We start from the raw sequence: 12466 nt of genomic DNA on the forward strand, positions 1-12466 counted from the left end.
GACTAGGCCTCGGCGGCGCTTGCGGCCATTCCGTTTTTTCAGCTTTTTCGATAAGTAATACTTATGGATTTTCGCCAACTGCGTTATTTCGTCGCGGTGTATGAAGAAGGCCATGTCGGCCGCGCTGCTGAACGCCTGTCACTGTCTCAGCCGGCCCTCTCGCAGCAGATCCGCCAGCTTGAACACAGCCTTGACCTGAGCCTGTTCGAGCGCAGCAACAAGCGCCTGCTGCCGACCTTGGCGGCCCACACCCTTTACAACCACGCCCTGCCCCTGCTCGACGGGCTGCAGCGCGCCCACGAAGCGATGCGTAACTTCAAGGGCCAGTCCTTGCGCACGCTGGCCATCGGCGTACTACAGACGGTTCGGCCGAGCCTGGTGCCGCAGTTGCTTGAGCGGTTGCGCAAGGCCCAACCGCATCTTGTGGTACAGATCTACGAGCTGTCCGGGCTGGAAATCGAACGACGCCTGCTCAACGGCAACCTGGATATCGGTATCAGCTACCTGCCGCCACGCCAACCTGGGCTGCACGGCTTGCTACTGTACGAAGATGAACTGCAGCTGGTGATCCCTGATACCCATCCGCTGAAGGACTTCAAGAAGGTCTCTATCAGACAAGCTGCAGAACTGCCGATGCTGATGCTTGGCGAGGAGTTCCAGATCCGTCAGATCTGGAAGCAACAGTTGGCCAGCCTGGGGCGCAGGCCGCAGGTTCAGGCGGAGATGAACAACATGGGCGGCATTCTCGACAGCCTGGCCCACACCGCACTGGCCACTATCCTGCCTGGCCGCGCCAAGGAGGCTGCCGACGATGACCAAGGGTTACTGTGGAAACCATTGAGCGAGCCGCGGGTGCCATTGAAGGTTGGCCTGGTATTTCGCGATGCTCAGCGCCAGCAGGCATCGGTTGAGTTGCTGCGCACGTTGCTCGAGGAAGAGGCCGACGCACGGCAGCTGGGGGCTTCACCGCTGGATGTGCTTGGCTGAAATACACGCGCGCAAAGAAAACCCCGCCGAAGCGGGGTTTTCCCAGACTTTTTCCCTGTGACATCCCTATCGCCCCACCGTCCTGGCAGGAAATCCTTCGTTTGTCCCTGTTCTGTCCTTTGCGCTTCCTGCGCAACGTCCATGTAGGAAGATTAGCCGTGGATCCAATCTGACACCAGTGGCGAAAAGTCACCGCGTGATGTAGGAAAATGCTTACAACCAACGCTCATCAACAAACGGCGGGCGTATATCCCAGTCGTCAGAACTGCTCGGCATCCAGCAAGTACAACGACTCACTCCCCGCCTTGACCGAAGCCACCAGCGAATCCACCCGCGGCAGCAGCCTGGCGAAGTAGAAACGTGCCGTCCCCAGCTTGGCCGAGTAGAACGCCTCATCGCCCTCACCTGCCTTGGCCGCCCGCGCCATCAACGCCCACATGTAGGCATAGGCGACATAGCCAAAGGCATGCAGGTACTCGACCGACGCAGCACCAATCTCATTCGGGTTGCCCTTGGCCTGCTCCAGTACCCACTCGGTCAGCCCGTCGAGTTGATCGAGGCATGCACCCAACGGCTTGGTGAACTCATCCAGGTCGCCACCCGCGCTGGCAATGAACTGGCGAATTTCCTCGGAGAACAGCTTGTAGTAGGCACCACCACTGGCCACCACCTTGCGACCCATCAGGTCCAGGGCCTGAATACCGTTGGTACCTTCATAGATCTGGGTAATGCGCACATCGCGTACCAGTTGCTCCTGGCCCCACTCGCGAATGTAGCCATGGCCACCGAACACCTGCTGGCCATGCACCGCACACTCAAGGCCCAGGTCGGTGAGGAAGGCCTTGGCTACCGGAGTCAACAGCGCCACCAGCTCTTCACTGCGTTTGCGCGTACCCGGCTCTTCGCTGTACTTGGCGCTGTCCAATTGCATTGCCACGTACGTGGAGAAGGCGCGACCACCTTCGATCAGCGCTTTCATGGTCAGCAGCATGCGGCGCACATCCGGGTGGACGATGATCGGGTCGGCCGCTTTTTCCTTGGCCTGGGGGCCGGTGGGGGCGCGGCTCTGCAAACGGTCGCGGGCATACTCGACGGCATTCTGGTAGGAACGTTCGGCCGTGGCCAACCCCTGAATGCCCACGCCCAGGCGCTCGTAGTTCATCATGGTGAACATCGCGGCCAAGCCCTTGTTCGGCTCGCCGACGATGTAACCTACTGCTTCATCGAAGTTCATTACGCACGTGGCCGAGGCCTGGATACCCATCTTGTGCTCGATAGAGCCACAGGTAGCCGGGTTGCGTGCCCCAAGGCTGCCGTCATCGTTGACCAGGAACTTGGGCACCAGGAACAGCGAGATGCCCTTTGGCCCAGCCGGTGCGTCCGGCAGCTTGGCCAGTACCAGGTGGATGATGTTTTCGGTCAGGTCGTGTTCGCCGCCAGTGATAAAAATCTTGGTGCCGCTGACCTTGTAGCTGCCATCGGCCTGGGGCTCGGCCTTGGTACGGATGATGCCAAGGTCGGTACCGGCATGCGGCTCGGTCAGGCACATGGAACCTGCCCACACGCCGGAATACATGTTCGGCAGGTACTTTTCCCTGAGCGCTTCGCTGGCGTGGGCGTTGATCGACAGGCAGGCACCCGCAGTCAGCATCGGGTACAGGCCGAACGCCAGGCTCGACGCGTTGACCATTTCTTCAACCTGGGCCGAAATCGCCTTGGGCATGCCCATGCCACCGTACCGGGGATCGCCGCCCACACCCACCCAGCCGCCCTCGGCGTAAGTGTTGTAGGCCTCGATGAAGCCAGCCGGGGTGCTTACCGCACCGTTTTCCCAGTGACAGCCCTCTTCGTCAGCCGCTCGGCTGAGCGGGGCGATGGACCTGCTGGTGACCTTGCCTGCTTCTTCCAGCACGGCAAGTGCGGTTTGCGCATCGACCGTTTCGGCCAGCTCAGGCAATTGCGCCCACAGCTCTGCCACGTTGAAGACTTCATTCAGAACGAAGCGCATGTCGCGCAGCGGCGCTTTATATTCAGCCATGACAACCTCTCGCTGGTGGGGTCGGGGCGGTCTCGAAGGACCGCAGCACGGAGTTGAATCCAGTGTAACCGAACAACTTTTGCGAGACATAGGGTCATCACGCGACCATATAGTCAATAATGGTCACGCAGTTCGAACGGCCCCGCGCCGTGATTGTTGGCCGTAAACCATGACACAGTTGCGGCCGGCACCTTTGGCGCTGTACAGCGCCTGGTCGGCAGATTTGAGCACCTCTTCGGGGTTGCGGTGCTCGATAAGGCGTTCAGCGACGCCGATACTGATGGTCACCGATACTGTGCCTGCCCCACTGCCGCTGCGGCGCTGACGGCCGGCGGAATCGTCCTGTGGCCGATTGTTCTGGTCACGCAGCTGCATCGTGTAATTGGCGATCATCTCCCGCACGGCTTCCACATGCGGCACGCACTCCTCGGCGGTCTTACCGGCGAACACCAGAGCAAACTCCTCGCCACCGTAGCGGTAGGCGCGCCCACCACCGGTGACCTTCGACAGCCGGCTGGCGACCAGGCGCAATACCTGGTCACCGACATCGTGGCCGTGGGTGTCGTTGAATTTCTTGAAATGATCGACGTCGGTCATGGCAATCACGTAGTTGCGCCCCAGGCGCTGCATGCGTTCGTTCAGTGCGCGCCGCCCAGGCAGGCCGGTCAGTTCGTCACGGAAGGCCATCTGGTAGGCCTCGTGGGAGACCGCCGCAGCGATCATCAACATCACTTGGCTGCACATGATGTTCAGCGTGAACGGCAGGATGAACGTTTTGGGCAGCATCCAGAAGATACCGATCAGCCCGATGATCTGGGCTGCATGCAGGGGCCTTGGCTCACGCAGGTATTGCACCACCAGCAGCATGAAGACACCGATGAACAACGGGTAGACCATCTGTATCAGGCTCATCCACTGCCCATGCAGCGACGGCCAACGGATTTCCGCCAACCAGGCCAGCAGTGCCTGGGGAAAACTTTGCTCCAGCGCCACTGCCACGCTACCCACCGCGAACAGCACAGCAAACCGGGCAAGCAGGTCCTGGGCCAGGTGGGTGCGCTCCTGCCAGGCGCCAAACAGGCCGAACAATGCAGGCAGCAACAGGCACACCAGATGGAAGATCACCGCTGCGTCCTCGCGCACGCGGCCGTTGTCACGGTAGTAGTCAGTCTGGGTATCGAGCAGGAAATAGGCGATGTACACCGTGACCATCAAGAACAGCTCGCGCTGGCGACGGTATACCGCGCAGTAGGCGCCGCCCAGCAGCAGGACCAAGGTGGGCAGGACGTTGAACAGTGATGTGAAGAAGACGCTGAGGTCTCTCACGTATGCCGCCGCAAGCCCTGCCAGCAAGAGGATCAGTGAAGGCAGGAAGTGGCTTGCGCGTACAGCGTTTAAACGAAACAAGGGTAATCTCCGACCCGGCAGATCAATAATGGCATTGTGCCTTTACTTCATCGGCAGCGCACATGAATAGATGAATGCACGGGGGGTTAACGGCAGCAGGGGCAGAGGGCTTGAGCTTTTCTTGTAACCGGATCTTGGGGCGTAGCGGCCCCAAAAATACGAAAACCCGCCTGCCGGTGAAGGCAAGCGGGTTTCAGTGACGCCTTGCGGCTTAGTAGGACAGGCCGAAGTGCTCTTCGTCCATCGCCATCAGGTTGTTGGCACCGGACAGCATGGTCGCGACGTGCGTGCGGGTACGCGGCAGGATACGCTGGAAGTAGAAGCGCGCCGTCTGCAGCTTGGCGGTGTAGAAGGCCTCTTCCGAAGTGCCGGCAGCCAGCTTCTCGGCAGCCAGGCGTGCCATGTCGGCCCAGAAGTACGCCAGGCACGCATAACCGGAGTACATCACGTAATCCACCGATGCAGCGCCTACTTCTTCGCGATCCTTCATGGCGGCCATACCTACTTTCATGGTCAGCTCACCCCATTCCTTGTTGATCGCAGCCAGCGGCTCGACGAACTCCTTGACCGCCTCATTGCCTTCCTGCGCCTGGCAGAACTTGTGCACGATCTTGGTGAAGCCCTTGAGCGCTTCGCCCTGGGTCATCAGCACTTTGCGGCCCAGCAGGTCTAGGGCCTGAATGCCGGTGGTGCCTTCGTACAGCATGGAGATTCGGCTGTCGCGCACGTTCTGCTCCATGCCCCACTCGGCGATGAAGCCGTGGCCGCCGTAGATCTGCACGCCGTGGTTGGCCGCCTCGAAGCCGACTTCGGTCATGAAAGCCTTGGCGATCGGGGTCAGGAAGGCAAGCAGGGCGTCGGCCTTCTTGCGCTCTTCCTCGTCCTGGCTGTATTTGACGATGTCCACCTGCTTGGCGGTGAAGTAGACCATGGCGCGGTTGCCTTCGGCGAAGGCCTTCATGGTCAGCAACATGCGGCGAACGTCCGGGTGCACGATGATCGGGTCAGCAGCCTTGTCAGGCGCTTTGGGGCCGGTCAGCGAACGCATCTGCAGGCGGTCACGGGCGTACTTCAGGCCACCCTGGAAGGCCACTTCGGCATGTGCCAGGCCTTGCAGCGCAGTGCCCAAGCGTGCGGTGTTCATGAACGTGAACATGCAGTTCAGGCCCTTGTTGGCTGGGCCAATCAGGTAGCCGGTGGCGCTGTCGAAGTTCATCACGCAGGTAGCGTTGCCGTGGATGCCCATCTTGTGCTCGATCGAGCCGCAGGTCACGCCGTTGCGCTCACCCACTCCGCCTTCGGCATTGGGCAGGAACTTCGGCACGATGAACAGCGAGATACCTTTGGTGCCGGCTGGCGCATCCGGCAGGCGGGCCAGCACGATGTGGACGATGTTGTCGGCCATGTCGTGTTCGCCGGCAGAAATGAAGATCTTGGTGCCAGAAATGCGGTAGGAACCGTCAGCTTGCGGCTCGGCCTTGGTGCGCAGCATGCCCAGGTCGGTGCCGCAGTGCGGTTCGGTCAGGCACATGGTGCCTGTCCATTCGCCCGATACCAGCTTGGTCAGGTAGGTTTCCTGCTGCTCTGCAGTACCGTGCGCAGAAATGGTGTTCATCGCGCCATGGGAAAGGCCCGGGTACATACCCCAAGACCAGTTCGACTCACCCACCATCTCGCTCAACGCCAGGCCCAGCGACTCAGGCAAGCCTTGGCCGCCATGAGCGACATCATGCGCAAGGCTCGGCCAGCCGCCTTCGACGAACTGCTCGTAGGCTTGCTTGAAACCGGTCGGGGTCTTCACGCCGGACTCGCTCCAGGTGCAGCCTTCCAGGTCACCGACACGGTTCAGCGGGGCCAGTACCTGCTCACAGAATTTCGCGCCTTCTTCGAGGATCGCGTCGACCATGTCGGGCGTTGCGTCCTGGCAACCCGGCAGGCTCTGATAGTGCGCCTCATAGCCAAGCAGCTCGTCGCGAACGAAGCGAATATCACGCAAGGGGGCTTTGTAATCAGGCATTGCGATGAACCTCTGTGATGAGTCCGGTGGGGAGACCGCTGATACCGACCAGCTCTTGCCGGCTTTCGGTCAAACAGTTGTTTGAAACTTACGTTTAGGACTGACCGATGTCAAGGAGGGACTATGGTGCCATTTATGCCGCGAAACATGGCGTTTATGCCATCGCCTGCAAAAGCACCAATGCCAATGGCAGCTGGCCTGCCCGCGAAGGCGTCGGTTCAGACAAAAAATCTAGCCTGATCAAACGCATCCGCGGGCAGGCCCGCTTCCACAGAGCACTGTGCAGGTTTGTGAAAGTGACGCGGTTCAGGCGTAGGTATCGATGAACCGGCCGAGCATTTCGTCGGAAGCCTTGGCGACTTTCGCGCCCAGTTCGACCTCGGTTTTGCCCAAAGCCAGCTGTACAGTGCTGGTGGCAAGGTCCATCTGCTGACTGCGGTCAACCGCACGCAGGCGCTCGGCCTGAAAATCGCTGGATTGGCTGGTGGCGGCGCGTTCGACAGTGTTGCTGGCGATCTGGCTGGCCGCCTGGTCGATGCGGTTCTGCCCGCTCTGGATGGCACTGAGGCCTGCGTAGTAGGCGGAGCTACCGGTGATTTCCATGTCAAAACTCCAATGACGCTGGATGTGAACAGGCCTGATTAAAGCAGGCCCGGGCCATAAAGGCCCGTTTAAATCGCTAATGGCCCCGTGCTATCTGATAGACGTGAGGCATGGCGCTTCAGTCCAGCAAGTCCAGCTGCAGATGTTCCGCGACTGCATCGGCAGTCGCCTGCTTGAGCTTGGGCACCCGCCCCAGGCAAGGCGCTGGCAAGCGCTCGGCCAGGCTGGCGAGGTTCTCCTCCAGCCGCGACGTACGCGGGTCGATGACATTGGCCACCCAGCCTGCCAGTTGCAACCCGTCCCTGGCGATCGCTTCGGCGCTGAGCAATGCGTGGTTGATGCAGCCAAGACGCACCCCTACCACTAGAATCACCGGCAACTTGAGGGCGATTGCCAGGTCAGACAGGTTGGCATGACCAGACAGCGGCACGCGCCAGCCACCGGCACCTTCGACCAGGGTGAAATCCGCGCCCTGATCCAGCACGTGACGCATGGCCTGGAGCAGGGCCGGCACCTCCAGCGTCACACCCGCTTCACGCGCCGCCACGTGCGGCGCGATGGCAGGTTCAAATGCAAAAGGGTTGATCGCTTCATAAGGCAGTTTGAGCGTGCTCTCGTCGATCAATGCCTGGGCGTCAGCGTTGCGCAGCCCCTTTGTGGTAACTGTGCAGCCGGACGCCACCGGCTTTGCACCCAGCGTACTCAGGCCCTGCAGCCGTGCGGCATGCAACAGCCCCGCTGCGATGGTGGTCTTGCCGACATCGGTATCGGTACCCGCAATGAAATAGGCCTGGCTCATTTCGCTCCTCTCACGCCTTTGGCTTGCGCAACACACCATAGACCACCTGATAGGTGGCGGGCAGCCCTTGCGGCTGGCGGAATGCTTCATACGCCTGCAGCAGCCCCTGCATGCGGGCGCGGCCAGTCAGGCCCGACGGCCGCCCAGGGTTGAGGTTGTGAGCGCCAAGTGCCTTGAGCTCATGGGTCAGGCCGCGCACATGCGGGTAGTGCAGCACATGCGCCTGCTGACGCAGGCCAAGCTGCTCCAGGCCGCTTGCCGCGCACAGTCGCTGGTAGTCCTCGAACCGGCGGAAGCGGTTGACATGCACCATGCCATCCACGGCCTGCCAACTGGCGCGCAATTCATCGAGGGTACCGACACACAGGCTGCTGAAGGCCAGCACCCCCCCCGGACACAATACCCGCCGTGCTTCTTCCAGCACGCTGGAGAACTGCGCGCACCATTGCACCGCCAGGCTGGAGAAAACCAGGTCGACGCTGTGATCGCGCAGCGGCAGCCGCTCGGCGTCGCCTGCCACATGGTAGCGGGCCCCGCCCTGCTCGCTTCGGGCATGGCGCAACATGCCTTCGGCGATGTCCACGGCCACGCCCGTCGCCGGCGTGAAGCGCTCGGCCAGCACCCGGCTGAAATGCCCCGTGCCACTGCCCAGGTCGAGCCAGCGCGATGGCGTCAGTGCGTCCGGCAACTGCTCCAGCAGGGTCACGCCCACCGCGCGCTGCAAGGCCGCCACGCTGTCGTAGCTGGCTGCCGCGCGGGAGAACGAGGCCGCTACCTGGCGCTTGTCCGGCAGCGCGCCGGGCAGGGTTGGACGGGAAAGGTCAGTCATCGCCACTCTCATGCAGGAAACTCTTGATGCCCGCCGCCAGCTCCTGCGGGTACTCCAGCAGGAAAGCGTGGGAACTCTCTTCAACCAGGCCGACTTCAACGTCGGGCAACAACTCGCTCAGCGCTTTGGCCGCCTCGGGGGGCACCAACGCATCGCTGCCGGCGAACAGGTGCAGTTGCGGGCCGCCGTACGCCTGCAGCGCTTCGCGGGTATCCAGCTGAGCCAGCACCTCAAGCCCGGTGGCCAGGTACAGTGGGTCGGTGTCCGGTACCCCTACGCCTAGCTGGCGCAGCAACGTGCGCGGCTGCAGGGCGCCGTCACTGCACAAGGTACGGAAACGCTTGAGGGTCACAGAGGTGTGGCTGCGGCAACCGTCGAGGAAGGTCCCGAAGGTGTCATCGGCCATGCCATGCGGCCAATCCGCCCGTGCCACGAAGCAGGGGTTGCTGGCCAAGGTCAACAGCCCGCAACAATGGTCGCCACGCTTGCGAGCCAGCTCACTGGCGAGCATGCCGCCAAGCGACCAGCCGCCCAGCCAGGTATCACTGGGCAGTTTGCGGTCAAGGTAGTCGACCCACGCCTGTACATCGGCGTCGGCCAGCTCCGGCAGGGGCGCCAGCTCAACCTGCAGGCGCGAGTCCTGCGCTCGCAGGCTGGCGGCCAGCGGCTCCAGGGCCGCGGTACCCAGGCCCCAGCCGGGAAGAAGGATCAGTCGGTTACGCATCGGCGGCCTCCAGCTGTGGATAACAATCGGCCAATGCATTCAACAATAGCTGTACCTGCGCCTCACTGTGCGCAGCGCTCAAGGTTACCCTTAGCCGTGCACTGCCAGCAGGTACGGTAGGCGGGCGGATGGCGGTGACCAACAGGCCTCGTTCGCGCAGCATCTGCGACAGGCGCAGTGCCTGTGCGCTGTCGCCGATCAGGATCGGCTGGATCGGGGTAGGGCTGTCCATCAGCTGCAGGCCGATCTGCACGGCACCCTCGCGGAACTGCCGGATCAACCCGGCCAGGTGCTCACGGCGCCAGGTTTCGCGGCGCAGCAGCTCCAGGCTCTTGAGCGTGGCGCAGGCCAGTGCCGGCGGCTGGCTGGTGGTATAGATGTAAGGCCGGGCGAACTGCACCAGTGCCTCGATCAAATCATCGCTGCCCGCAACGAAGGCGCCCGCTGTGCCGCAAGCCTTGCCCAGCGTACCGATCAGCACGGGCACGTCATCGATGCCCAGGCCAAAGTGCTCGACGATTCCGCCGCCGTGGGCACCCAAGGTACCCAGGCCGTGAGCGTCGTCGACCATCAACCAGGCACCACGCGCACGCGCGACCTCGGCCAGTGCAGGCAGGTCGGCCAGGTCACCGTCCATGCTGAACACACCGTCGGTGACCACCAGGGTATTGCCGCAGGCCTTGCCCAGGCGGTTGGCCAGGCTGACTGCATCGTTGTGCAAGTAACGGTTGAAGCGGGCACCACTGAGCAAACCGCCATCGAGCAGCGAGGCATGGTTGAGGCGGTCCTGCAATACCGTATCGCCCTGCCCCACCAGCGCGGTGATGGCCCCGAGGTTGGCCATGTAGCCGGTAGAAAACAGCAAGGCACGGGGGCGACCGGTCAATTCGGCCAGCGCCTCTTCGACCTGATGATGCGGCGTGCTGTGGCCGACCACCAGGTGCGAGGCTCCGCCACCGACACCCCAACGCTCGGCGCCGGCCTGCCAGGCGGCAATCACCTCAGGGTGGTTGGCCAGGCCCAAGTAGTCATTACTACAGAAAGCCAGCAACGGCTGGCCATCGACCACTACGTTCGGCCCCTGCGGGCTTTGTAGCAGCGGTCGCTGCCGATAGAGGTCTGCAGCGCGCCGTTCGGCAAGACGCGCTGCAAGATCGAAGGCCATCTCAGGCAGACGCGGCGTTATAGAACAGCTCGCTGCTGCGTTGCTCTACCAGCGCCTGCTCGATGGCGGCCTGGTGCACTTCGTCGGCATGCTCTTCACGCGCTTCAGGCTTGATGCCCAGGCGAGCGAACAGCTGCATGTCCTTGTCGGCCTGAGGGTTGGCGGTGGTCAGCAGTTTCTCGCCATAGAAGATCGAATTGGCCCCGGCCATGAAAGCCAGCGCTTGCATCTGCTCGTTCATCTGCTCGCGGCCGGCGGACAGGCGCACATGCGACTTGGGCATCAGCAACCGCGCGACCGCCAGCATACGGATGAAGTCGAACGGGTCGACATCTTCTTCTTCGGCCAGGGGGGTACCGGCCACTTTCACAAGCATGTTGATCGGCACCGACTCGGGATGCTCGGGGAGGTTGGCCAACTGGATCAACAGGCCTGCACGATCGTCGAGCGACTCGCCCATCCCGAGGATGCCACCGGAGCAGATCTTCATCCCGGCATCGCGTACGTAGGCCAAGGTCTGCAGACGCTCGCTGTAAGTACGGGTGGTGATGATGCTGCCGTAGAACTCCGGCGAGGTATCGAGGTTGTGGTTGTAGTAATCCAGGCCTGCCTGGGCAAGCGCCTGGGTCTGGTCCTGATCGAGCTTGCCGAGGGTCATGCAGGTTTCCAGCCCCATGGCCTTGACCCCTTTGACCATTTCCAGCACGTAGGGCATGTCCTTGGCCGATGGGTGCTTCCAGGCCGCGCCCATGCAGAAGCGGGTCGAACCGATGGCCTTGGCCCGTGCCGCTTCTTCCAGCACCTTCTGCACTTCCATCAGCTTCTGTTTTTCCAGCCCGGTGTTGTAGTGGCCCGACTGTGGACAATATTTGCAATCTTCCGGGCAGGCGCCGGTCTTGATCGACAGCAGCGTGGAAACCTGCACGCGGTTAGGGTCGAAATGCGCCCGGTGCACGGTTTGCGCCTGGAACAGCAGGTCGTTGAACGGAAGCTGGAACAGGGCCTTCACCTCGGCCAGGGACCAGTCGTGACGTGTTGTTGCAGTTGTGCTGGCGCTCATCGGCGTTTCCTTGTTTAGGCTGTAGCTGGCGCCGGGACAGGAATGCCCGCCAGCGCATCACGGATAGCTCGCATAGTCATGGAAGGCCTATGAACTGTCAACCTTGGGTAAAAGCACTGGTTTACAAGTGTATAAATATTGATCACGCCTGTTTGCTCTGCGGCATTTCTGCCGAGCAGCCCCACCCCATTTGTATCGCGTGTGAGGAAGAACTGCCTTGGCTGAGTGAGTACTGCATACATTGCGCGCTACCGCTGCCAATGGCCGGCCTGACCTGCGCCCAGTGCAGTCGCCGCGCCCCGGCCTTCGAGCAAGTGGTAGCGCCGTGGTATTACGGCTTTCCTGTGGACACACTGATCAGCCGCTTCAAACACAATCGCCAGTGGCCATTGGGGCGCTTGATGGCCGAAATGCTTAGCCTGGATTTGCGCTACCGCTTTGCCGATGGCCTGGCCAAGCCATCGCTACTGTTGCCTGTACCACTGGCAAAGCGTCGACAGCGCGAGCGTGGCTTCAACCAGGCAGGCATGCTGGCAAGGTGGTTGTCCAAGGCCCTGGCAATCGACAGCAACGAGCGATTTCTGCGGCGCACCCGCGAAACACCGGCGCAGCAAAGCCTGGATGCCAAGGCCAGACGGCGTAATCTGCAGCAGGCCTTTGCGGTGGTTGATGAAGGCGCATTGCACGGCCTGCATGTGGCCGTGGTCGATGACGTGCTGACCACCGGTGCCACGGCGCAAAGCATCGCCGCCCTGCTGCGCGGCGCCGGCGCACGTCGGGTTGATGTGTATTGCCTGGCACGCACGGCAAAACCGGGGCAAGCTTGACCGGTCAGTC

11 protein-coding genes are annotated in these 12466 nt (G+C 62.0%); 2 read left to right on the plus strand and 9 right to left on the minus strand.

Annotated features, from left to right (window positions below; all coding sequences use genetic code 11):
* Window positions 1–63 precede the first annotated feature (63 nt).
* Window positions 64–987, plus strand: a complete 924-nt coding sequence (locus ACW4TB_RS18365; RefSeq protein ID WP_046787554.1) for a LysR family transcriptional regulator — start codon at window positions 64–66, stop codon at window positions 985–987.
* Window positions 988–1246: 259 nt separating this feature from the next.
* On the opposite strand, the gene ACW4TB_RS18370 is transcribed toward ACW4TB_RS18365, so the two are convergent.
* The 9 genes from ACW4TB_RS18370 to bioB all read right to left on the minus strand — a co-directional run bounded on the left by ACW4TB_RS18370 (window position 1247) and on the right by bioB (window position 11629).
* Window positions 1247–3025 carry an acyl-CoA dehydrogenase C-terminal domain-containing protein gene (locus ACW4TB_RS18370; protein WP_279933435.1) on the minus strand — a complete coding sequence of 593 codons (1779 nt, stop codon included), beginning with the start codon at window positions 3023–3025 and terminating at the stop codon, window positions 1247–1249.
* A 123-nt stretch (window positions 3026–3148) separates the two neighbouring features.
* Window positions 3149–4432 carry a GGDEF domain-containing protein gene (locus tag ACW4TB_RS18375; protein WP_279933437.1) on the minus strand — a complete coding sequence of 428 codons (1284 nt, stop codon included), beginning with the start codon at window positions 4430–4432 and terminating at the stop codon, window positions 3149–3151.
* A gap of 211 nt (window positions 4433–4643) precedes the next feature.
* Window positions 4644–6449, minus strand: a complete 1806-nt coding sequence (locus ACW4TB_RS18380; protein ID WP_012316592.1) for a phenylacyl-CoA dehydrogenase — start codon at window positions 6447–6449, stop codon at window positions 4644–4646.
* Window positions 6450–6755: 306 nt separating this feature from the next.
* Window positions 6756–7052, minus strand: a complete 297-nt coding sequence (locus ACW4TB_RS18385; protein ID WP_254466700.1) for a pyrroloquinoline quinone biosynthesis protein PqqE — start codon at window positions 7050–7052, stop codon at window positions 6756–6758.
* Window positions 7053–7170: 118 nt separating this feature from the next.
* On the minus strand, window positions 7171–7851 hold the full coding sequence (gene bioD / locus ACW4TB_RS18390; protein ID WP_012316594.1) for a dethiobiotin synthase: 681 nt from the start codon (window positions 7849–7851) through the stop codon (window positions 7171–7173).
* Between the two features lie 10 nt (window positions 7852–7861).
* A complete protein-coding gene (bioC, locus tag ACW4TB_RS18395) occupies window positions 7862–8680 on the minus strand; it encodes a malonyl-ACP O-methyltransferase BioC (RefSeq protein WP_012316595.1) in 819 nt (272 codons plus the stop codon).
* Window positions 8673–9404: an alpha/beta fold hydrolase gene (locus ACW4TB_RS18400; protein ID WP_012316596.1), complete on the minus strand. Its 732-nt coding sequence runs from the start codon at window positions 9402–9404 to the stop codon at window positions 8673–8675. The genes bioC and ACW4TB_RS18400 overlap by 8 nt, the downstream gene beginning before the upstream one ends.
* Complete coding sequence (gene bioF / locus ACW4TB_RS18405; protein ID WP_012316597.1) at window positions 9397–10569, minus strand: 8-amino-7-oxononanoate synthase; 1173 nt, start codon at window positions 10567–10569, stop codon at window positions 9397–9399. The genes ACW4TB_RS18400 and bioF overlap by 8 nt, the downstream gene beginning before the upstream one ends.
* Window position 10570: 1 nt before the next feature.
* Window positions 10571–11629: a biotin synthase BioB gene (bioB, locus tag ACW4TB_RS18410; RefSeq protein WP_012316598.1), complete on the minus strand. Its 1059-nt coding sequence runs from the start codon at window positions 11627–11629 to the stop codon at window positions 10571–10573.
* A gap of 260 nt (window positions 11630–11889) precedes the next feature.
* Between bioB and ACW4TB_RS18415 the strand changes: the two genes are divergently transcribed.
* A complete protein-coding gene (locus tag ACW4TB_RS18415) occupies window positions 11890–12456 on the plus strand; it encodes a ComF family protein (protein WP_455843042.1) in 567 nt (188 codons plus the stop codon).
* Window positions 12457–12466: the final 10 nt, after the last annotated feature.

The organism is Lelliottia jeotgali (genome assembly GCF_977070485.1).